14 protein-coding genes and 3 tRNA genes are annotated in these 21,724 nt (G+C 59.2%); 13 read left to right on the top strand and 4 right to left on the bottom strand.

All coding sequences use genetic code 11. The features are described 5' to 3' along the window. Nucleotides 1–19 precede the first annotated feature (19 nt). Complete coding sequence (gene hpnC, locus H4V96_RS11485) at nt 20–901, bottom strand: squalene synthase HpnC (protein ID WP_196855166.1); 882 nt, start codon at nt 899–901, stop codon at nt 20–22. Between the two features lie 290 nt (nt 902–1,191). On the opposite strand from hpnC, the gene H4V96_RS11480 reads away from it, so the two are divergent. The 11 genes from H4V96_RS11480 to H4V96_RS11430 all read left to right on the top strand — a co-directional run bounded on the left by H4V96_RS11480 (nt 1,192) and on the right by H4V96_RS11430 (nt 15,827). Beyond that, on the top strand, nt 1,192–2,355 hold the full coding sequence (locus tag H4V96_RS11480; protein ID WP_196855167.1) for an efflux RND transporter periplasmic adaptor subunit: 1,164 nt from the start codon (nt 1,192–1,194) through the stop codon (nt 2,353–2,355). After that, nucleotides 2,352–5,450 (top strand): efflux RND transporter permease subunit, encoded by a 3,099-nt coding sequence (locus H4V96_RS11475; RefSeq protein WP_196855168.1) that lies wholly within the window; start codon nt 2,352–2,354, stop codon nt 5,448–5,450. Before H4V96_RS11480 ends, H4V96_RS11475 begins: the two co-directional genes overlap by 4 nt. Before the next feature lie 192 nt (nt 5,451–5,642). Beyond that, nucleotides 5,643–5,725 (top strand) — tRNA-Leu (locus H4V96_RS11470). Between the two features lie 763 nt (nt 5,726–6,488). Beyond that, nucleotides 6,489–7,829 (top strand): trigger factor, encoded by a 1,341-nt coding sequence (tig, locus tag H4V96_RS11465; protein ID WP_010398450.1) that lies wholly within the window; start codon nt 6,489–6,491, stop codon nt 7,827–7,829. A 75-nt stretch (nt 7,830–7,904) separates the two neighbouring features. Then, complete coding sequence (clpP, locus tag H4V96_RS11460; protein WP_029496428.1) at nt 7,905–8,531, top strand: ATP-dependent Clp endopeptidase proteolytic subunit ClpP; 627 nt, start codon at nt 7,905–7,907, stop codon at nt 8,529–8,531. A gap of 200 nt (nt 8,532–8,731) precedes the next feature. Then, on the top strand, nt 8,732–10,000 hold the full coding sequence (clpX, locus tag H4V96_RS11455; protein ID WP_010398446.1) for an ATP-dependent Clp protease ATP-binding subunit ClpX: 1,269 nt from the start codon (nt 8,732–8,734) through the stop codon (nt 9,998–10,000). Nucleotides 10,001–10,273: 273 nt separating this feature from the next. Then, on the top strand, nt 10,274–12,685 hold the full coding sequence (gene lon / locus H4V96_RS11450; protein ID WP_280720940.1) for an endopeptidase La: 2,412 nt from the start codon (nt 10,274–10,276) through the stop codon (nt 12,683–12,685). A 204-nt stretch (nt 12,686–12,889) separates the two neighbouring features. Beyond that, on the top strand, nt 12,890–13,162 hold the full coding sequence (locus H4V96_RS11445; RefSeq protein ID WP_010398442.1) for an HU family DNA-binding protein: 273 nt from the start codon (nt 12,890–12,892) through the stop codon (nt 13,160–13,162). A gap of 125 nt (nt 13,163–13,287) precedes the next feature. Then, nucleotides 13,288–13,364, top strand: a tRNA-Asp gene (locus H4V96_RS11440). A 17-nt stretch (nt 13,365–13,381) separates the two neighbouring features. Next, nucleotides 13,382–13,458 (top strand) — tRNA-Asp (locus H4V96_RS11435). 443 nt (nt 13,459–13,901) lie between these two features. Continuing rightward, a complete protein-coding gene (locus tag H4V96_RS11430) occupies nt 13,902–15,827 on the top strand; it encodes a SurA N-terminal domain-containing protein (RefSeq protein WP_196855170.1) in 1,926 nt (641 codons plus the stop codon). A 215-nt stretch (nt 15,828–16,042) separates the two neighbouring features. On the opposite strand, the gene H4V96_RS11425 is transcribed toward H4V96_RS11430, so the two are convergent. Further along, nucleotides 16,043–16,675, bottom strand: a complete 633-nt coding sequence (locus H4V96_RS11425; RefSeq protein ID WP_043461984.1) for an arylesterase — start codon at nt 16,673–16,675, stop codon at nt 16,043–16,045. Nucleotides 16,676–16,865: 190 nt separating this feature from the next. On the opposite strand from H4V96_RS11425, the gene H4V96_RS11420 reads away from it, so the two are divergent. After that, complete coding sequence (locus tag H4V96_RS11420) at nt 16,866–17,504, top strand: ABC transporter ATP-binding protein (RefSeq protein ID WP_280721184.1); 639 nt, start codon at nt 16,866–16,868, stop codon at nt 17,502–17,504. A gap of 55 nt (nt 17,505–17,559) precedes the next feature. Here H4V96_RS11420 and H4V96_RS11415 read toward each other — a convergent pair whose 3' ends face one another. Together H4V96_RS11415 and H4V96_RS11410 are read right to left on the bottom strand one after the other, a co-directional pair. Next, nucleotides 17,560–19,113 (bottom strand): NAD(P)H-hydrate dehydratase, encoded by a 1,554-nt coding sequence (locus H4V96_RS11415; protein ID WP_196855172.1) that lies wholly within the window; start codon nt 19,111–19,113, stop codon nt 17,560–17,562. Between the two features lie 168 nt (nt 19,114–19,281). After that, a complete protein-coding gene (locus H4V96_RS11410) occupies nt 19,282–20,223 on the bottom strand; it encodes an AraC family transcriptional regulator (protein ID WP_070347279.1) in 942 nt (313 codons plus the stop codon). Between the two features lie 206 nt (nt 20,224–20,429). On the opposite strand from H4V96_RS11410, the gene H4V96_RS11405 reads away from it, so the two are divergent. Next, nucleotides 20,430–21,476, top strand: a complete 1,047-nt coding sequence (locus H4V96_RS11405; protein ID WP_010398426.1) for an NAD(P)-dependent alcohol dehydrogenase — start codon at nt 20,430–20,432, stop codon at nt 21,474–21,476. The last annotated feature ends 248 nt before the right edge of the window (nt 21,477–21,724 follow it).

The raw sequence follows: 21,724 nt of genomic DNA, 5'->3' as shown, positions 1-21,724 counted from the left end.
AAGCCGCTATTCTATCGTCTTACCGAGTGGGCGACGGGGGAAAAGCCGTTTTTACTTGTGCCTCTTGATACAGGCTTTTGCGCGACATGCGCAGCGCGCGCCAAAAAATGATCAGCCAGTCGCGCTTTTCCAGCTTGGGGCGGCGCCGGAATACATCGTAATTGACCGCTTCGATCGCTTCGAGGATGCGCAAACCTCCTTGCACGACGAGACGCAATTCCCAACCGATACGCCCGCGCAAGCGCAGGGCCAGCGGCGCTCCGGACAGCATCAGGGCGCGTGTGCGGGCCACTTCAAAGCGCATCAGGGCGCTCCATTTGCCGTGCGCCTCGGGCCGCTCAAAGGCGGCGGCGGACACGGCAAAGCGGCTCAAGTCTTCCATCGGCAGGTAAATGCGTTCTTTTTGCTGGTCGATGGCGACGTCTTGCAAGAAATTAATTAGTTGCAAAGCTGAACATATTGCATCGGAATCGCGTACATTCTGTTCATCGGCTGCGCCGTACAGATGCAGCATGAGCAGCCCCACCGGATTGGCGGAACGGGCGCAGTAATCGAGCACGTCGTCGTAACTGGCGTAGCGCGTCGTGTCCACATCTTGCTTGAAGGCCGACAACAAATCGTAAAACGGCTTGAGCGGCAGTCGGTGTTTGGCGATGACGCCAGCCAAGCGTTCGAACATGGCGCCGTTCTCGCCGACGTGGTCTTGCTCGCGGGCGATGCGGCCCAGCGCTTCTTCGTAGGCGTGCAGGCTGGCCAGGCGTTCGGCCGGCGTGGCGTCGCCTTCATCGGCCAGGTCGTCGGCGCTGCGGGCGAAGGCGTAGATGGCTTCGACGGCGGGCACCAGGCGGCGTGGCAGCAGGAACGATGCAACAGGAAAATTTTCGTAATGGTCTACAGGCATGAACACACTTCTCTAGTCTTGCAGTTTTGTGCGGCAGCCTGCCAGCACGGGAGGCTTGCCGAACGTTGTACGTCTCACTGTTAATGACGTAAAAGTCACTAAAAACTTTTACAGCCGATTATAATTAATAACCAGAAAGTCATTAGGGGCGTCACTCCCTGTCATGAGTCAGCTGATATTGTCACAAATTCAAGGATATCGCGTGCGAAAAAGTTTCGCCAGCACCATTTCGTAAGTGAAAAGTTTCCTCACGCAAAAATCTAACAGCCCGCATAGTAAAGGAAAATACCTTGTTTGCACTGAAAACCCCGCGCCGCGAGACCGGCGTACCCGCATTGCCCACCCTGCGGCTGATCGCCGCCGCCGCCCTGGCGCTGAGCTTGGCGGCCTGTTCCAAGACTGTCGTCAAAGTGCAGGAGGTGCGCCCCGTACGCGCGATGGTGTTGTCCAGTACCAACGTTGACGTGCGTGCCGAGCTGGCAGGCGAGGTGGTGCCGCGCGTCGTGTCGCAGCTGGGTTTTCGCGTGGGCGGCAAGATCGTCGCGCGCAAGGTCGAGGTGGGCGCCACGGTGACGAAAGGGCAAGTGCTGATGCAGCTCGATGCGCTCGACTTGCAGCTGTCGCAGGCCCAGGCCAAGGCGTCGCTGGTCAGCGCAGAAACGAACCGTGACCTGGCGCGCGCCGAACTGAAGCGCTACCAGGATTTGCGCGAGAAACATTTTGTCAGCCAGGCCGTGCTCGATGGCAAGGATGCGACTTACAAGGCGGCGCAGGCGAACGTGGAAGCGGCCCAGGCCTTGTACCGCGGCCAGGCGAACCAGTCCGCTTATGCCAGCTTGCTGGCCGATGTCGATGGCGTCGTCACGCGCATCGAGGCCGAAGTGGGGCAGGTGGTGGCGCCGGGCACGCCCGTGGTGCAGGTGGCCAAGAGCGGCGAGAAGGAAGTGGCGATCGCCATTCCCGAAGATCAGGTGGAAACCTTGCGTGGTGTCAAGGATGTGACGGTGCGCCTATGGGCCGATCCGAAGCAGGGCTTGCCGGGCAAGATACGCTTGGTATCACCCGTGACCGATGCCGCCACGCGTACCTATTTGGCCAAGGTCAGCATCCCCGATGCGCCGCAAGCGCGCCTGGGCATGACGGCCGTGGTGCAGTTTGCTTCGCAGAAGGCGACGCCGCAGATCAAGGTGCCGCTGACGGCCCTGTTTAATGAAAAGTCGCAAAGCTCCGTATGGGTGGTGGAAAACGGCGCCGTCAAGCTGGTGCCGGTGACGGTGGGTGGCGTGGCGGGCAATGAATTGCTGCTGACCTCGGGCGTGAAAGCGGGGCAGACGGTGGTCACGGCCGGCGTCAACCTGCTCAAGCCTGGCCAGAAAGTGTCCATTCTTGGCGCCGAACCGGTCAGCAAGTCTGACGCTGCCGCTGCCGCCGTCAGCCTGGGGGCGGCCAAATGAAGGGCGGCTTCAATCTGTCGCGCTGGGCCCTCGAACACATTCCGCTGACGCGCTACCTGATGGCCGTGCTGCTGATCGGCGGCATGATCAGCTACGCCAGCCTGGGTCAGGATGAAGATCCGCCGTTCACTTTCCGCGCCATGGTCTTGCAAGCGTACTGGCCCGGTGCCACCGCTTTGCAGATGGCCGAGCAGGTGACGGACAAGCTGGAAAAGAAGCTGCAGGAAACGCCTTACATCAATGAAATCACCAGCTATTCGAAGCCCGGTGAAACCTTGATCTTGCTGGAGCTGCGCGAATCGGCGCCACCCAAGGAAACGGCAGCGGCCTGGTATCAGGTGCGCAAAAAGATCGGCGATATCAAGGGCAGTTTGCCGGCCGGCGTGGTGGGCCCGTTCTTCAATGACGAGTTCGGCGACACGTATGGCTCCATCTTCGCCCTGTCCGGCGACGGTTTTAGCTACGCGGAAATGAAGGATTACGCGGACAAGGTGCGTCAGCAATTGCTGGCCGTGGGGCAGGTAGCCAAGGTGGAACTGTTCGGCGTGCAAGATGAAAAGATCAATATCATCTTTTCTCACAAGAAGTTTGCCCAGTTGGGTATTCCTTTTGACGCTATCGTGCAGCAATTGTCCGAGCAAAACAGCATCAACGCCACGGGCGTGCTGGTGACGCCGACGGATAATCTGCAAGTGCGCGTGACGGGAGCGATGGTCACCGTGAAGGATCTGGAAAGGCTGGAACTACGCGCCAACGGCACGACCTTCCGCCTCGGTGACTTTGCCAGCGTGAAACGCGAATTCATCGATCCTCCCAAGGACAAGATGCGTTTCAATGGCAAGGAAGTGATCGGCCTGGGCGTGTCGATGGAAAAGGGCGGCAATATCGTCGACATGGGCAAGGCCCTGCAAGCGACGGTGACGCGCATGAAGAGCGAGTTGCCGGTGGGCATAGAGCTGCAGCGCGTGTCGAACCAGCCGGAAGCCGTATCGGCCTCCGTGGGCGAATTCGTGCATACGCTGATCGAAGCCATCCTGATCGTGCTGGCCGTCAGCTTTGTCGCGCTGGGCTTGCACACCAAACCGCTGCGCATCGACGTGCGGCCCGGCCTGGTCGTGGCGCTGACCATCCCGCTGGTGCTCGCTGTCACCTTCCTGTTCATGCGCCTGCTCGACATCGACTTGCACAAGATTTCGCTGGGCGCCCTGATCATTGCGCTAGGCTTGCTGGTCGATGATGCCATCATTGCCGTCGAGATGATGGTGCGCAAGATGGAAGAGGGCATGTCGCGCTTCGACGCGGCCACGTTCGCCTACACGTCAACGGCGATGCCCATGCTGACGGGCACCCTGATCACGGTGGCGGGCTTCTTGCCCATCGGCTTGGCCAAGTCGGCCGCCGGCGAATACACGTTTTCCTTGTTCTCCGTGAATGCATTGGCGCTGATCATTTCCTGGGTGGTGGCCGTCGTCTTCACGCCCTACATCGGCTACGTCTTGCTGAAAGTGAAGCCGCACGCGCACAACAACCATGAATTGTTCGATACGCCGAACTTTCGCCGCTTCCGCCGCGCCGTCACCTGGTGCGTGGAATGGCGCAAGACGACGATCGCCGCCACCCTGGCCATCTTTGCGCTGGGCATTTATGGCTTTGACTTCATCGAAAAGCAGTTTTTTCCTGATTCCAGCCGTCCCGAATTGATGGTGGAACTATGGTCGCCCGAGGGAACGACCTTTGCCGCGAATGAACAGCAGGTGAAGAAATTCGAAGCCTTTGTGGGCAAGCTCGACGGCGTGGACAGTGTGACCAGCTATGTCGGCACCGGCAGCCCCCGTTTCTATCTGCCGCTCGACCAGATCTTCCCGCAGACGAATGTGTCGCAAGTGGTGATCTTGCCGAAGAGCCTGGCGGACCGCGAGCCACTGCGCCAAAAGATCATCGAGGTCTTCAAGAAGGATTTCCCGGAAGTGCGGGGACGCGTCAAACTGTTGCCCAACGGGCCACCGGTGCCGTATCCCGTGCAATTTCGCGTCACGGGGCCCGAGGTGCCCGGTGTGCGCGCCATTGCCGACCAGGTCAAGGAGGTCATGCGCGCCAATCCGAACACTCTGGGTGTGAATGACAACTGGAATGAATCGGTGAAAGTGCTGCGCCTGGATCTGGATCAGGACAAGATGCGCGCGCTCGGCGTCACCTCGAAAACCGTGATGCAGGCGGCCAATACGATACTGTCGGGTACGGTCATCGGCCAGTTCCGCGAAGACAATAAGCTGATCGATATCCAGGTGCGCCAGCCTTTGGCCGAAAGGTCGACGATTTCTGTACTCAATGACACGAATATTGCGACCGCGACGGGCAAGTCCGTGCCCATCTCGCAATTGGCGCGCGTGCATTTCGTATGGGAACCGGGCGTGGTTTGGCGCGACAAGCGCGAATGGGCCATTACCGTGCAATCGGACGTGGTCGACGCCATCCAGGGCGCGACCGTGTCGACGCAGCTGGCGCCGCAGCTCGATGCCTTGCGCGCCAAGATGCCGGCCGGCTACCGCATCACCGTGAAAGGGGTGGCGGCCGGCAGCGGTGAGGCGGAAGCGTCGATCGCGACCAACTTGCCGCTGGCCATCTTTATCATCTTCACCTTGCTGATGCTGCAGCTGCACAGCTTCTCGCGCTCGCTGCTGGTGTTCCTGACGGGCCCGCTGGGCGTGGCGGGCGCCGCGTTTGCCTTGCTGCTGCTGCACCGACCGCTGGGTTTCGTCGCCAACCTGGGCGTCATTGCCTTGTTCGGCATGATCATCCGCAACTCGGTGATCCTGGTCGACCAGATCGAGCAAGACATCAAGGATGGCTCGGCCCCATGGGATGCCATCATCGACTCGGCCGTGCGGCGCTGCCGTCCCATCGTGCTGACGGCCGCCGCTGCCGCGCTGGCCATGATCCCCCTGTCGCGCTCCGTCTTCTGGGGCCCCATGGCGGTGGCCATCATGGGCGGCCTGATTCTGGCGACGGCCTTGACCCTGCTGTTCCTGCCGGCCCTGTATGCGGCCTGGTTTCGCGTCAAGAAGCCGCTGGTGACAGCCAAGGAGCAAGCATAAATAATTACCTCAGGCCATAGGCATAAAAAAGGCGGCATTCCTCTGAGAAATCCAGTAAAATGCCGCCTCTGCTGTAGCGAGCGCTTGCCTGGCAAGTCCAGGCTGGTCAGATCGCTCCCGAGTTGTTAAAATCAGGGGGTGCGCAGGCTAAAAACCTGCGCAGCGTGCAGCTTGCGTCAAGTAGCAGATAATGCGGATGTGGTGGAATTGGTAGACACGCTGGTCTTAGAAGCCAGTGCTTCGGCTTGGGAGTTCGAGTCTCCCCATCCGCACCATTCCGGGTTGCTCCAGCCCGGAAGTGCAGCACCATCAAGTTGTTCTTCAGGCTCTCGTATGTGGGCCTCGTGCTTTTCAGCCGCGTGTTCTTTAATCTCGTCTTAGGCGCCTTTCCTGCTTTTCTCCCGTCTATCCTGGCCTGATTCGGCTTGCCCGTGCGCGTCATTTTTTGCCAGTCACTGGGTAGCAGGGCTGGTCACCGACACAGATTTTCCTGAAAAAAATGCCAAATTGGGCTAAATCCAAGGTTTTTTGGCTGAAATCTTCGTCAAGAGCGCATTTCTTTGTTTCGGACCGAGCGACAGTTCGCATATACTAATGAGGGAAGCAGGCTGGAAGGCCTGTCTCTGGCGAAATGAAGAATGCCGGGGCAAGAGTAAAGACAGGGCTACCCAGGCTGTAGCGACTCGTTCGCCGCCGCTGGTATCCTCTGTGGCCGGGCTGCAAAGCCAGCCACTTTCCCGAAGTCCTTTGTTATAATGCCACGCTTTACCGAATGATGGCCGGCCCTGTATTGACATACAAGCATGGCTGGACGCTCGGAGCCCTGTCGCAGTACTGGAAGCGGCGGATTGTTTGGTGCCTGGTGCGGGTTTTCCCTGCGCCGGGTAGACCAGGTCCATCGTCCCGTCTTCCCGTACTTTTGCAGATGAATATGCGAGCGAGTGAAGCTGGACCCAAGTCTTGCCGTCAGTGATGGCGCAAGGGGTCGGGTCTTCTTTTCTCGCACCAACAGTGTTTATTTTTTGGACGATTTTTTACATGGCAACTGCAGTCGAAACCTTGGGCAAACTCGAACGTCGTATCACGATCTCCTTCCCGCTGACGGACGTCCGCACGGAAGTTGAGAAGCGCCTGAAAGTGCAAGCCCGTACGGCTAAGGCACCGGGCTTCCGTCCGGGCAAAGTGCCGTTGAAAATGGTCGCAGCACAATACGGCTACCAAATTGAATCCGAAGTGTTGAATGACAAAGTCGGCCGCGCGTTCAACGACGCCGCCAACGAAAACAATCTGCGCGTGGCCGGTTTCCCGAACATCGTGCCGAAAGAAGAAGCAGCCGAAGGCCAGCTGGCTTTCGACGCTACCTTCGAAGTGTATCCAGAAGTCGCTATCGGCGACCTGACGGCCGTTGAAATCGAAACCGTGCAAGCGGACGTGTCGGAAGCCGAAATCGACAAGACCATCGATATCTTGCGCAAGCAACGCGTGCATTTCCACACCAAGGGCGAAGCTGGCGAACATGGCGACGGCGGTGAGCCGATCGCTGCCAATGGCGACCGCGTGACCGTGGACTTCGTCGGTTCTATCGACGGCGTTGAATTCCCAGGCGGCAAAGCTGAAGGCTACGCTTTCGTGCTGGGCGAAGGCCGCATGCTGCCAGAATTCGAAGCAGCGACCCTGGGCCTGAAAGTGGGCGAGTCCAAGACTTTCCCATTGTCCTTCCCTGAGGACTACCATGGCAAGGACGTGGCCGGCAAAACCGCTTCGTTCACCATCACGCTGCAAAAGCTGGAATGGGCGCATTTGCCGGAAGTCGATGCTGAATTCGCCAAGTCCTTGGGCGTTGCCGATGGCGACCTGGCCAAAATGCGCGAAGACATCAAAGTCAACCTGCAGCGCGAAGTCGCTGGCCGCGTAAAAGCACGCAACAAGGAAGCCGTCATGGACGCGCTGATCAAAGTTGCTGAGCTGGACGTGCCTAAAACGCTGATCGCTCAGGATTCCGAGCGCCTGGCTGAAATGACCCGCCAAGACATGGCGCAGCGCGGCATGAACGTCAAGGACGTGCCTTTCCCAGCAGAACTGTTCGCAGACAAAGCCGAGCGTCGCGTACGCCTGGGCCTGATCCTGTCGCAACTGGTGGGCGACAACACGCTGCAGGCAACGCCTGAGCAAGTCAAGGCGCAAATCGAAGATTTCGCCCAAAGCTACGAAGATCCACGCGAAGTGCTGAAGTACTACTACAGCGACCGTCGTCGTCTGGGTGAGATCGAAGCCCTTGTATTGGAAGAAAACGTCGTCACTTACGTGTTGGGCCTGTCGAAAGTCACGTCGAAAGCAGTTGCCTTCGACGAACTGATGGGAAGCAACGCACAAGCGTAAACCAGTTGGTATTGGGATGCCGTTATTGCCGAAAGACAGTGGCAGCATCCCCTAACTGCTTCACAAGGAAATGAAATGACAGGTATGAACCGTAATCCGGCGCTGGACACACAGATGCTCGGCCTGGTGCCGATGGTGGTGGAACAAAGCGGTCGCGGCGAGCGCTCGTATGATATTTACTCGCGCCTGCTGAAGGAGCGTTTGATTTTCATGGTCGGCCCGGTCAATGACCAGATGGCCAACCTGGTTGTCGCCCAGCTGCTGTTCCTGGAAAGCGAAAATCCGGAAAAGGAAATCTCGCTCTACATCAACTCGCCAGGTGGTTCGGTCTCGGCCGGCATGGCCATTTACGACACCATGCAGTTCATCAAGCCGGACGTCTCGACCCTGTGTACGGGCATGGCTGCCTCGATGGGCGCTTTCCTGCTGGCCGCTGGCGCCAAGGGCAAGCGTTTTTCGCTGCCCAACTCGCGCATCATGATTCACCAGCCGTCCGGTGGTTCGCAAGGCATGGCGTCCGACATCGAGATACAGGCCAGGGAAATTCTTTACCTGCGTACCCGCTTGAACGGCATCATGGCCGAGCGCACGGGCCAGTCGATCGAACAGATCGCCAAGGACACCGACCGCGACCGTTTCATGTCCGCCGACGAGGCCGTTGAGTATGGTTTGATCGACAAAGTGTTGACCAGCCGCGCTTGATGAGCCCCTACCGGTATTGTTAAGTATACAAGCAAACGCCCGGGCGATCAAACGTTCGGGCGTTTCGCTTTTATTTCGGGTAGCATGGAGTCTGTGCGCGTTATTTACTTGCGCCAATGGTGGCGGCCTTTGCAGGCTGCTGCCGCACTCCGGCTTGCGATTTTGCAATATTGTTAATGCAGTTCCAACCAAAATGCCTTATGTCAGACAAAAAATCCTCTAGCGGCGAAAAATTACTGTATTGCTCGTTCTGCGGCAAAAGCCAGCACGAGGTGAAGAAACTCATCGCCGGCCCGTCCGTGTTCATTTGCGACGAGTGTATCGACCTGTGCAACGACATCATCCGTGATGAAACGTCGAGCATCGAGACGGTGACCGGTACCAAATCGGACCTGCCGACGCCGCAAGAAATTGCCGCCTTGCTCGATCAGTACGTGATCGGCCAGCAAACTGCCAAGCGCATCCTGTCGGTGGCGGTATACAACCATTACAAGCGCCTCAAGCATTTGGGCAAGAAAGACGACATCGAACTGGCCAAGAGCAACATCTTGCTGGTCGGTCCTACCGGTTCGGGCAAGACCCTGCTGGCACAGACCCTGGCGCGCATGCTCAACGTGCCGTTCGTGATCGCCGACGCCACCACCCTCACCGAAGCCGGTTACGTGGGTGAAGACGTGGAAAACATCATCCAGAAGCTGCTGCAAAGCTGCAACTATGACGTCGAGAAAGCCCAGCGCGGCATCGTCTACATCGATGAAATCGACAAGATTTCGCGCAAGTCCGACAATCCGTCCATCACGCGCGACGTGTCGGGCGAGGGCGTGCAGCAAGCCTTGTTGAAACTTATCGAAGGGACGATGGCTTCCGTGCCGCCACAAGGCGGGCGCAAACATCCGAACCAGGATTTCGTGCAAATCGACACGACCAATATCATGTTCATTTGCGGCGGCGCCTTCGACGGGCTGTCGAAGGTGATTGCCAACCGTTCCGAAAAGAGCGGCATCGGCTTCTCGGCCACGGTGCGCAGCAAGTCGCAAAGTTCGGCCAGTGAATTGATGCTGCAAGCGGAACCGGAAGATCTGGTCAAGTTCGGCCTGATCCCGGAGCTGGTGGGCCGTCTGCCCGTCATCGCCACGTTGGCCGAATTGACGGAAGAAGCACTGATCCAGATTCTGGTCGAGCCGAAGAATGCGCTGATCAAGCAGTATTCGAAGTTGCTTGAGATGGAAGGCGCTGAACTGGAGATTCGTCCGGCCGCCCTGCATGCGATCGCCAAGAAGGCGCTGGCGCGCAAGACCGGCGCGCGTGGCTTGCGCTCCATCCTGGAACATGCTTTGCTGGACGTCATGTACGAATTGCCGAGCGAACAAAACGTGGTGAAGGTCGTCATCGACGAAAATACCATCACCAGTGGCGCTAAACCTTTATTGATTTATCAAGAGACTGCCAAGGCCTCCGGAGAAAATTGAAAACTGCCGAGACAAATGCATAAAAAGGGTTTTGATTACCTAATGCATGGCAGTACAATTTAAATTAATGAGTGCAGGCTTCAATCGTAAAGCCACTCGCGGCGCTTAGCTGCGTGTGGCTTTTTTATTATTACCACTGCATTTGTTAAAGTCATGCGGGTGAGTTTTGCGAAATAGACACTATGTTTGTTTCGCAGAATTATTTATTCTCGCCGGTCTTGTGTTTTGGCAGCGAGCGCCAACATCGTAAACACGCTTTCTATAAGGTACGCCATGACAACTTCCAAATTAACTGAGCAAACTCAACTGCCGTTATTGCCGTTGCGGGATGTCGTCGTTTTCCCGCATATGGTGATACCGCTGTTCGTTGGCCGTCCAAAGTCGATCAAGGCGCTGGAAGCTGCGATGGAGCAGGGCAAGAGCATTATGCTTGCCGCTCAAAAAGCAGCCGCGAAGGACGAGCCGTCGCCTTCGGATATCTATGAAATTGGCTGTGTGGCCAATATTCTGCAAATGCTGAAGCTGCCCGATGGCACCGTCAAGGTGCTGGTCGAAGGCGCGCAGCGTGCCCGCATTAACCATATCAGCGATGCCCCGACGCACTTTATCGCCGACCTCACGCCGCTCGAGTCCGAGCCGGGCGACGAGTCGGAAGTCGAAGCCATGCGCCGCGCGATCGTGCAGCAGTTCGATCAGTACGTCAAACTGAACAAAAAGATTCCACCAGAAATCCTTGCCTCACTGTCCGGTATCGACGATGCCGGCCGCCTGGCCGACACGGTGGCTGCGCATCTGCCCCTGAAGCTTGAGCAAAAACAAGTCATCCTGGAAATTTTCAGCGTGGCCAAGCGCCTAGAGCACCTGCTGGGCCAGCTCGAAGGCGAGCTTGACATCTTGCAGGTGGAAAAGCGTATCCGCGGCAGAGTCAAGCGCCAGATGGAAAAGTCGCAGCGCGAGTATTACCTGAACGAGCAAGTCAAGGCGATCCAGAAAGAACTGGGCGAGGGCGAAGATGGTGCCGACCTCGACGAGCTGGAGAAAAAAGTCGCTTCGGCCAAGATGCCGAAGGAAGCGCTCGACAAGGCTACGAGCGAATTGAAAAAGCTCAAGCTGATGTCGCCGATGTCGGCCGAAGCCACCGTCGTGCGCAACTACATCGAGACCCTGGTCAACTTGCCTTGGAAAAAGAAATCCAAGGTCAATAACGACCTGGCGAATGCCGAAAAAGTGCTTGAAGGCGACCACTACGGCCTCGACAAGGTCAAAGAACGCATACTGGAATACCTCGCGGTGCAACAGCGCGTCGACAAGCTGAAAGCGCCTATCTTGTGCTTCGTCGGCCCTCCGGGCGTCGGCAAGACTTCGCTGGGCCAGTCCATCGCCCGTGCCACGAACCGCAAGTTTGTGCGCATGGCCTTGGGCGGCGTGCGCGACGAAGCCGAGATCCGTGGCCATCGCCGCACTTATATCGGCTCGATGCCGGGCAAGATCTTGCAATCGCTGGCGAAAGTCGGCGTGCGCAATCCCTTGTTCCTGCTCGATGAAGTCGACAAGATGGGCGCCGATTTCCGTGGCGATCCATCGTCGGCCCTGCTCGAAGTGCTCGATCCGGAACAGAACCATACGTTCTCCGACCATTACATCGAAGTCGATTTCGACCTCTCCGACGTGATGTTCGTGGCCACCTCGAACTCGTACAACATTCCGCCAGCCTTGCTAGATCGTATGGAAGTGATTCGTCTGTCCGGTTACACGGAAGACGAAAAGACCAGCATCGCGCAGCGTTATTTGCTGCCGAAGCAGATCAAGAACAATGGCTTGAAGGAAGATGAAATCTCGGTAGCCGAGTCGGCCTTGCGCGACATCATCCGCTACTACACGCGCGAAGCCGGTGTACGTTCGCTCGAGCGTGAAGTGTCGAAGATCTGCCGCAAGGTAGTGAAGATGCTGCTGCTGAAGAAATCCGACAAAAAAGTCATCGTCAACTCGAAGAATTTGGATAAATTCCTCGGCGTGCGCCGCTACGATTTCGGCGTCGCGGAGAAAGAAAACCAAGTGGGCCAGGTGGTCGGTTTGGCGTGGACCGAAGTGGGCGGCGATCTGCTGACCATCGAAGCCGTGTCGATGCCGGGCAAGGGCGGCATCATCCGTACGGGTACCTTGGGCGACGTCATGAAAGAGTCGATCGAGGCAGCCCGCACGGTGGTGCGCAGCCGCGCACAGCGCCTGGGCATCAAGGCCGACGTGTTCGAGAAGAGCGATATCCACATCCACGTACCGGAAGGCGCGACACCGAAGGATGGTCCTTCGGCTGGCGCCGCCATGACGGTGGCGATGGTGTCGGTCTTCACGGGCATCCCCGTGCGTGCCGACGTGGCGATGACGGGCGAGATCACCTTGCGCGGCGAAGTGTTGCCGATTGGCGGCCTGAAAGAGAAGCTGCTGGCGGCCCATCGCGGCGGCATCAAGACGGTCTTGATTCCAGAGCAAAATGTGAAGGACCTGGCCGAAATTCCGGACAACGTCAAGAACAAGCTGGAAATCGTGCCCGTGCGCTGGATCGATAAAGTGCTGGAAATTGCCCTCGAGCGCACGCCGGAACCGCTGGTAGAAGTCGCGGCAGTGGAGGCTGTCACGGCCGCTGCGGCGAAACCGGATGCGGCTGGCGAGGTGGTAAAACACTAACTGTTTTCCCCTTTTTTCCCCGAACAAGCGCTTTTAGAGCGCTTGTTTTATATTGAAACGTGAATTGCGCTCCCAAAGCGCTTGACACATATACAGTGTGGCTTGTTTAATACGCCTGCACATTTTTTTCGCCGGACAGCTGTGGTGCCAGAAGTGCCGCAACGATACGGTAAACGTTTTATACCTTTGTAATTGGGGATGCTAGTGAACAAGACTGAATTGATCGACCACATTGCTGAAAAAGCTGACATTTCCAAAGCCGCCGCTGCGCGCGCACTCGACGCTGTTATCGGCGGCGTGACGGAAACTTTGAAAAACAACGACAGCGTGACGCTCGTTGGTTTTGGCACTTTCTCGGTTAGCGAACGCGCTGAGCGTACCGGCCGCAATCCGCGTACCAAAGAAGCGATCACGATCGAAGCGGCAAAAGTTCCAAAATTTAAGGCTGGTAAAGCTTTGAAGGATGCTGTAAACTAATGCACTTCGGTGAGGTGACAATCACCGAAAGCATTTGGCGGTGCCCAACGGTGCCGCGATTTCAGGGTTGAAGTTCATTGAATCGCAATCCTGGATGTAAATGCAAGTAGTACTGTGTATTTTTCGGAGTGGTAGTTCAGTTGGTTAGAATGCCGGCCTGTCACGTCGGAGGTCGCGGGTTCGAGTCCCGTCCGCTCCGCCAAAAAAATATGCTCTTAAGGAGTGGTAGTTCAGTTGGTTAGAATACCGGCCTGTCACGTCGGGGGTCGCGGGTTCGAGTCCCGTCCGCTCCGCCAGAATATAGAAACCCGCGCTGCTGAATAAGTAGCGCGGGTTTTTCTTTATGCGTCGTCCTATGCATCCGATGCGTCCGATTATCTTGGCGCTCCTGTCATTTCAATTCTGCGACGGCGGCTTTTTAAATGGCTGGCCCTTGCAATTAAATCCGCTTCAAGCTTTCCGCTGTTGAATGGCCCGGCTATGTTTTGCTTGGCGCCTGAGCAGCCATGCGGCGCCGGGGCAGGGCGCGCTCCCTGATTTACTCTTGCTATAGCGCTATGGGCATTGTAGAATCAGGAGATAATGGCTTGGGCGTCAGAATCCTGCTTTAGTTCCAGCGCCAAGTTGTTGAATCTAAAGGGGAAGTGGACATCTGTCCCGTCCATTCCGCCGAAGAAATCAAGGCGAACGCATGTTCGCCTTTTTTTATAGTGATCCACTCATCCCGAATTGGCTGACCATGTTTGAATTTATTCGTACCCATCGACGCTTGATGCAGTTTCTTTTGATGCTGGTCATCGTCCCGTCTTTTGCACTGGTCGGTATCAGCGGCTACCAAAGCTTCGGCGATGACGCGAACACCATCGCCAAGGTCGGCGACCAGGTCGTTACGCAGCAGCAATACGAAGAAGCGCAACGCCAGCAGATCGACCGCTATCGCCAGATGATGGGCGAGCAGTTCGACCAGAAAATGTTTGATACGCCGCAAGCGCGCCAGAGCATCCTCGATAACCTGATCGCCGAACGCGCCGTGGCTGCCGAAGTGGGCCGTAGCCACCTCGTCATCAGCGATGCCGTGCTGCAAAAGGAAGTGCTGGAAATTCCGGGCTTGACTTTGCCGGACGGTAAATTCGACCTGGAACGCTACAAGGCCATGCTGGCGGCTCAAGGCATGACGCCGCAGATGTACGACGCGCGTCGCCGCAGCGACTTGGCCCTGCAGCAACTGGCCGGCGCCGTGCAAGGCAGCGCTTTCGCGCCGAGCAGCGTCTCGAAGCGCCTGTCCGACATCACGTCGGAAGAACGCGAAGTGCAGGAATTGCTGTTGCCGATCGCCCAGTACGTGTCGCAAGTCAAAGTGACGGACGCCATGATCAAGGCTTTCTATGACAAGAACAGTAAGTTCTTCGAAATCCCGGAACAAGCCAAGATCGAATACGTGGTGCTCGACGGCAGCGCCGCCGGTGAGCAAGTCGACGTCAGCGATGCCGACGTGAGCAGCTATTACGCGAAGAACCAGAAAGCTTACGCGACGCCGGAAGCGCGCCAGGCCAGCCACATCCTGGTCGCTGTCAAGAAAGACGCCTCGTCCGCCGACAAGGCAGCCGCCAAGGCCAAGGCGGAAGCCATCTTGGCTGACGTGCGCAAAACGCCTGCCAGTTTTGCCGCCGTGGCGAAAGCCAAGTCGGAAGATCCTGCTTCGGCAGAGCAAGGTGGCGACCTGGGCGTGATAGGCAAGGATGGCTTGCCAGCACCAATGCTGAGCGCGGTAAGCAAGCTCAAGCAAGGCGAGATCAGCGATGTCGTCGCTTCCGATTTCGGCTATCACATCCTGACCGTCACCTCGCTCAAGCCAGAGCATGTGAAAGCGTTGGACGAAGTACGCGGCGAGATCACGGCTGACCTGCGCAAGCAATTTGCTGCCAAGAAATATTCGGAAATGGCGGAAACGTTCACCAACACGGTCTACGAGCAATCGGATAGCCTCAAGCCGGTGGCCGACAAGCTCAAGCTGAAAGTCGAAAGCGCCGCCAACCTGTCGCGCACGCCGTCGCCAGCACTGGGCAAGGCGCCGTTCAACAACGCCAAGTTCTTGAGCGCCATCTTCTCGAACGATTCCTTGAAGGACAAGCGCAACACGGAAGCCGTCAGCGTCGCACCGAACGTGCTGATCGCTGGCCGCGTGGTGGAATTCAAGCCAGCAAGCAAGCGGCCACTGGCCGAAGTCGAAGCGATGATACGTCAGCGCGTGACACTGGAAGAAGCGGAAAAGCTGGCCAAAAAAGCTGGCGAAGCCAAGCTGGCTGCCTTGAAGGCGACTGGTGATGCGACCGGTTTCGGCGCCGCACAATGGGTGTCGCGTAGCAAGCTCGACGGCATCAACCGCGCCGCCATCGCGCAAGTCATGAAAGCCGACACGAGCAAGCTGCCTGCCTACGTTGGCGTGGACTTGCCAGCGCTCGGTTACGGCATCTACCGCATCGGCAAGGTACAGCAGCCGGCGCAAGTCGATGCTGCGCGTCGCCAGCAAGAAAAAGACCAGATCAGCGGCATCCTGGCACAGCAGGAAATGTTTGATTACGTCGAGTACCTGAAAAACAAGGCCAAGGTAAAGATCGTCAAGCCGGTCTCCGCCCCAGCCGCAGCAGCGCCGACCGCACCATAATCGGTCGCAACGCATAAAAATAGCCGCTCCAGGAGCGGCTATTTTTTTGTCTGCGAGTCGGGCACTTTATGTAACCCAACTGCGTAAGACTGGGGTCGGTCACTTCGTGATCGGAATACGCTCCATTGGAGCGTAATCCCCCTGAGGGGCCGACCCCGGCAGTTCGGCCTTCGGGGTGAAAACGGGATGAAAATTAAGTGAGCTTATGAACCGGCTTACTTGGCTTTCAGCAAGGGAGACAGCTGCGGCCAGATATTTTTCAGGATCGTTGGATGCGCCTGCGCATTCGGGTGCATGCGGTCGGCTTGGAATAGCTGTGGCTGGTCGGCGATGCCTTCGAACATGAAGGGCACCAGCGGCGCCTTCCATTCCTTGGCCAGCTTGCCGTATACGCCATAGAATTGTTCGCCGTAGGCGCGGCCATAGTTGGGCGGCATGCGCATGCCCACCAGCACCACCTGCGCGCCCGATTGCCTGGCCGCTGCGCCCATGGCGCGCAGATTCGCTTCAGCGGCCGCTACCGGCAAGCCGCGCAAGCCGTCGTTGGCGCCCAGTTCGATCAGTACGACATCGGGCTGGTGTTTGGCCAGCAGCGCGGGCAGGCGCGCGCGCCCGCCGCTGGTGGTCTCGCCGCTAATGCTGGCGTTGACGATGCGTGTATCGTTCTTTTGCGCCGCCAGGCGCTGTTCCAGCAGCGCCACCCAGCCCGTACCCCTTGCCAGCCCATATTCGGCTGAGAGGCTGTCGCCGAGCACCAGCAGCGTTTTTGGTGCAGAATAGGCATTCGTCATGCCAGATACCAGCAGCAGGGCTGCAGCAGGAAGCAGGGACAGTGCGCGCCGCCGCATGCGGCTACTGCCCTTGCTACTTATTTGTTCACGAAATTTTTTAAGATAGATCAGCATGTCCGAATTCCCTAAAGCGACTTCCACCAGTGTTCTCCCATCCGAGACAGCAGCACCGCGAGCGGCCCAGCGGCTCGCCGCAAGTAATAGCCAAAACAGCCAACATGCCCAGCCGGCCATCGAAGTGGTCCAGCTGGCCAAGCGCGTACCCGATGCCGATGGTGAGCTCACCATCCTGCATCATGTCGATTTTACCGTGCAAACGGCGGAGACGCTGGCCATCGTCGGCGCCTCCGGTTCCGGCAAGTCCACCTTGCTGGGCTTGCTGGCCGGCCTGGATACGCCCAGCGAGGGCAAGGTCATCCTCGACGGCACCGACATCTTCGCCTTGGACGAAGATGGCCGCGCCGGTTTCCGCAAGGAAAAGCTCGGTTTCGTGTTCCAGTCCTTCCAGTTGCTGGCGCACCTGACGGCGCTGGAAAACGTCATGCTGCCGCTGGAATTGCGCGGCGATCCGGAGGCGAAGGAAAAGGCGCAAGCCATGCTGGGCAGGGTCAACCTTGGCAGCCGCCTCAAGCACTATCCGAAATACTTGTCCGGCGGCGAGCAGCAGCGCGTGGCCCTGGCGCGCGCGTTTGTCACCGAGCCGCCGTTGTTGTTCGCCGATGAACCGACGGGCAGCCTCGACGCCGCCACGGGCGAAGCGGTGATCCAGCTGATGTTCGAACTCAACCGTGAGCGCGGCTCGACCCTGGTGCTCGTCACGCACGACAGTTCGATTGCGGCCCGCTGCGGGCGCACCATTACGATTGCGGCGGGCAGATTGGTCTGATGGGTCGGACCCGCAGGGTCTGACGCCAGTCAGCTGCGTCATTAAGCCTGCGTCATTAAGCCTGCGACAGGGCATTGATCAGCTTGCGTATCGCCGGGATTAATTCTCCAGCTGTCAGGCCGATGGGGCCGTTGCCAGCGGCGACGAGCGCGTCGGCCGCCGCGCCATGCAGCCACACGGCGCCCACTGCCGCTTCCCATGCCGGCCAACCCTGCGCCAGCAGGCTGCCGCACAGGCCGGACAGCACGTCGCCCGTGCCGGCAGTGGCCAGGGCGGGGCCGCCCGTGTTATTGATGACGATGCCGCCATCGGGCGCGGCGATGAGCGTGCCGGAACCCTTGAGCACCACGATCACGCCCAGCTGCGCGGCCAGCTGGCGCGCCGCGCCCAGGCGGTCAGCCTGCACCTCGGCCAGCGTCATATCGAGCAAGCGGGCCGCTTCCAGCGGGTGCGGCGTCAATATCGTCGCCCCCGGACCCGTGCGCACGGCCAGGGCCGATTGCAGTTCCACTTCGGCTGCCATCAGGTTCAGCGCATCGGCGTCCAGCAGCAGTGCGCTGTCGCTCTCAAACGTGCGCTGCAGCAGCTCGACCATGTCGACGTCGTCGCCCAGGCCAGGCCCTGCCACCAGCGCGGCAAAGTGCAGGCCAGAGAAATCCACGTCCTGGGCGCGGCGACACATCAGTTCCGCTTGGCCGCTGTCGAACGCGGGTGGCACGTCGGGAAATGCGATGTAGACGCGCCCCGCGCCCGCGTGCAGCGCCGTGCGGGCTGCCAGGATGGGTGCGCCCGCCATGCCTTGCGCGCCGCCGACGATGGCCACGCTGCCGTAACTGCCCTTGTGCGTATTATGACGTCGCCGCTGTAACTGGCGGGCGAACAGGTGCAGGCCGCTTAGCTGGGCTTTGGCCGGTGGCAGCAGGGAAGCATCGATGGCCAGCGCGGCCACTTCCACTTCGCCCGCATAATCGCGTCCGTTTGCCGTATGCAGGCCCGGCTTGTCGCCGATAAAGGTGAGCGTGTGCGTGGCGCAGATGGCGACGCCGTCGATGGCGCCCGTGTCCGCGTGCAAGCCACTGGGCACGTCGAGCGCCAGCACGGGGCATGCCAGCTCGTTGACCAGCTGCGCCATTGCGCGGCATTCGCCGGCCAAAGGGCGCGACGCGCCGATGCCGAACAGGCCATCGATGACCAGATGCCACTGCGCGCTGCCCACGACGGCCGAGGCCACGGTACTGGCCGCGTCCATGAAGCTCGCGGCGCTGTTACGCGCCCGGCTGAGCGCCTGTGCGCGCTCGGGCGAGGTGGCTTGCACCTCGCCCGCCAGCCATACGCGCACCTCGGTGCCGCTGTGGGCCAGGAGCGCGGCCGCTTCCAGCGCATCGCCGCCGTTGTCGCCGGGGCCGGCCAGCACCAGTACGCGCCGGTGCCCCGCGTTGCCGTCTTTCGTGGCGTGCAGCAGCTTGAGGGCGGCACTTGCGCCAGCCTGGCCGGCACGCTGCATCAGCAGCCCTTGCGGCAAGTCTTGCATGGCCGCTTGCTCGATGGCGCGCAGTTCGGCGATGCAATAGAGGGGAAGGGCGGTGCTGGCAAAGTCGTTCGAAGTCATGCTGCTTTCCTTTGTTAGTATGCCTTCAACATACGGCCTATCCGCGCGCAAGGCAAGGCGCGCACGCCTGAAAAGCGCCCCTGTCTAGCTAATGCCGTTCAGTGAGTGTTAGTGATACTATTTCTAGCCAGACGAGGTGTTCATCTGCGACACGTCGGGCCGGGGCGCTTACGCCAAGCCGGAATAGGCCATGCCGGCGCCGCTCAGCTGCGCCCGCACCTGGCCGACGTCGCGCATGGGCGCGCGGCCGAACTGGCGGCTGTATTCGCGGCTGAACTGCGATTCGCTGGCGTAGCCGACCCGGTAGCCTGCCGTGCCAGCGTCGATCTGCTCGACCAGCATCAATCGCCGCGCTTCTTGCAAGCGCAGCAGCTTCTGGTACTGCATCGGCGTCATGGCCGTAATTGCCTTGAAGTGGTGGTGTAGCGACGACATGCTCATGTTCGCCATGCTGGCCAGGTGCTCGATGCGCAGCGGCTGTGCGTAATGGTGCTTGATCCAGTCGATGGCTTGCCCCACCTGGTGCGACTGGCTGCTGCTCAGCGCCATGTGGCGCAGACGCGCGCCGACGGGGCCGTTCAGCAGGCGATAGGTCAGTTCGCGGCGAATCAAGGGTGCCAGCGCGGCGATTTCCTGCGGTTTGTCGAGCAGGCGGACGAGGCGCAGCATGGCGTCGAGCAGGTCGGGCGAGACGTCGCTGACGGAAATGCCGCGCGTGGCGGGAACGCCCTTTTGCGCTACCGCGCCGCCGTTGGCGCCCTCGCTGTCGAGCAACGCCGCCACGTCAACGATGTCGATGCCCAGCACTACGCACAAATGCGGTTGTTCTTCGCTCGCTTGCGCCACGCGCACCTGCACCGGCAGGTCGACCGAAGTCAGCAGATACTGCATGCGGCTGTAATGGAAGGTTTCGCTGCCCAATGTGACGTCCTTCGCCCCTTGCGCGATGATGGCCACGCTGGGGCGCGCCGCATGGAACAGCGAGTCGGTGACGCACGACTGGCGGTGGAAGGTCAGATTGCCGATGGCGGTCGCGTAGTCGCCGTTGCGCGGCGCGTGGCGGCTGATCAGGGCGACGATTTCATCTTGTGGAGCGAGTGCTGTGGACATGGGTGTCAGTGTCAATGTTAATGTCAAGGTCATGAAGGGCAGGGCAGGGCACGGCACGGCAGGAGCTGATCTTACGCAGATTTGGAGGATCGTGCAAAGGTCTTGCAGGATCGCGGTAACGGTGGCCGTCATTCTCAGGCACACTGCAAGCATCGCATGCGCAGCACGCGCCCCCTCGTCACACACCTATAGATACAGGAGATTTCATGACCACCATCGCCAAAGGCTACGCCGCACTGGGCCCCACCTCCGCACTGCAACCGTTCACGTTCGAGCGCCGCGCCCCGCGCGCAGACGACGTGGCCATCTCGATCAAATACTGTGGCGTATGCCATTCCGACATCCATCAGGCACGCGACGAATGGGGCGGCGCTGCCTTCCCGATGGTGCCCGGCCATGAAATCGCCGGCGTCGTCACCGCCGTCGGCGCCAACGTCAGCAAGTTCAAGGTGGGCGACCATGTGGGCGTGGGCTGCTTCGTCGATTCCTGCACCACCTGCAAGACGCGCAACGTGGACCTGGAACAGTATATGCCAGGCCTGATCCAGACTTACAACGGCCTGGAAGCCGATGGCAAGACGGCCACTCAAGGCGGCTACTCGGACAGTATCGTCGTCAAGGAAGGTTATGTGCTGTCGATCCCCGACAACCTGCCGCTGGACGCTGCCGCGCCCTTGCTGTGCGCCGGCATCACGCTGTATTCGCCGCTCAAGCACTGGAAAGCCGGCCCTGGCAAGCAAGTCGCCATCCTGGGCATGGGTGGCCTGGGCCACATGGGTGTCAAGATAGCCCACGCCATGGGCGCCGAAGTGACGGTACTGAGCCAGACGCTGTCGAAGCGCGAAGACGGCCTGCGCCTGGGCGCCGACCACTACTACGCCACCAATGACGCGCAAACCTTCAGCGAGCTGGCCGGTACTTTTGATCTGATCATCTGCACGGTGGGTGCGTCGATCGACTGGAACCAGTACATCAACTTGCTGAAAGTTGATGGCAGCATGGTCATCGTCGGCATTCCCGATGGTGCCGTGCCGCCTATCAGTGCCTTCGGTTTGGTCGGCGCGCGGCGCAGCCTGTCGGGCTCCATGATAGGCTCGATCAAGGAAACCCAGGAAATGCTCGATTTCTGCGGCCAGCACAATATCGTCTCCGATATCGAGATCATCCGCATCCAGGATATCAATGAAGCGTTCGAGCGCGTCGTCAAGAGCGACGTGCGCTATCGCTTCGTGATCGACATGGCCTCTTTGTAAGTCCGAAAAACCCCGGGGCCTTGTCGCCCCGTCTTCTCATCGAAGCGCAATCGTGGACGATTGAGCTTGGATGCAGACTTTTCGGCGGACCCCGAAGTAGTGTTTTTTTTCTACCTTATCGTCCTGGTCGCCTATCTACAGCAGCTTGACGTAGCTTAGCCTAGCTGGACGCAAGCTGGGCTCACTCTTTTTTGAGGCCCAGATGAAGGCGATTGTTGCGCAAAATATAGCGACCAAGCCTGCACGCC

The sequence above is a fragment of the Janthinobacterium sp. CG_23.4 genome (assembly GCF_029892305.1).
Classification (GTDB): domain Bacteria; phylum Pseudomonadota; class Gammaproteobacteria; order Burkholderiales; family Burkholderiaceae_D; genus Janthinobacterium; species Janthinobacterium lividum_D.
This window is presented reverse-complemented; position numbering and strand designations above follow the sequence as displayed.

Excerpts from the sequence above, each read along its gene's own strand:
- hpnC (WP_196855166.1), bottom strand. The coding sequence starts at position 901 with ATGCCTGTAGACCATTACGAAAATTTTCCTGTTGCATCGTTCCTGCTG.
- H4V96_RS11475 (WP_196855168.1), top strand. The coding sequence starts at position 2,352 with ATGAAGGGCGGCTTCAATCTGTCGCGCTGGGCCCTCGAACACATTCCG.
- tig (WP_010398450.1), top strand. The coding sequence starts at position 6,489 with ATGGCAACTGCAGTCGAAACCTTGGGCAAACTCGAACGTCGTATCACG.
- clpP (WP_029496428.1), top strand. The coding sequence starts at position 7,905 with ATGACAGGTATGAACCGTAATCCGGCGCTGGACACACAGATGCTCGGC.
- clpX (WP_010398446.1), top strand. The coding sequence starts at position 8,732 with ATGTCAGACAAAAAATCCTCTAGCGGCGAAAAATTACTGTATTGCTCG.
- lon (WP_280720940.1), top strand. The coding sequence starts at position 10,274 with ATGACAACTTCCAAATTAACTGAGCAAACTCAACTGCCGTTATTGCCG.
- H4V96_RS11430 (WP_196855170.1), top strand. The coding sequence starts at position 13,902 with ATGTTTGAATTTATTCGTACCCATCGACGCTTGATGCAGTTTCTTTTG.
- H4V96_RS11425 (WP_043461984.1), bottom strand. The coding sequence starts at position 16,675 with ATGCGGCGGCGCGCACTGTCCCTGCTTCCTGCTGCAGCCCTGCTGCTG.
- H4V96_RS11415 (WP_196855172.1), bottom strand. The coding sequence starts at position 19,113 with ATGACTTCGAACGACTTTGCCAGCACCGCCCTTCCCCTCTATTGCATC.
- H4V96_RS11410 (WP_070347279.1), bottom strand. The coding sequence starts at position 20,223 with ATGTCCACAGCACTCGCTCCACAAGATGAAATCGTCGCCCTGATCAGC.
- H4V96_RS11405 (WP_010398426.1), top strand. The coding sequence starts at position 20,430 with ATGACCACCATCGCCAAAGGCTACGCCGCACTGGGCCCCACCTCCGCA.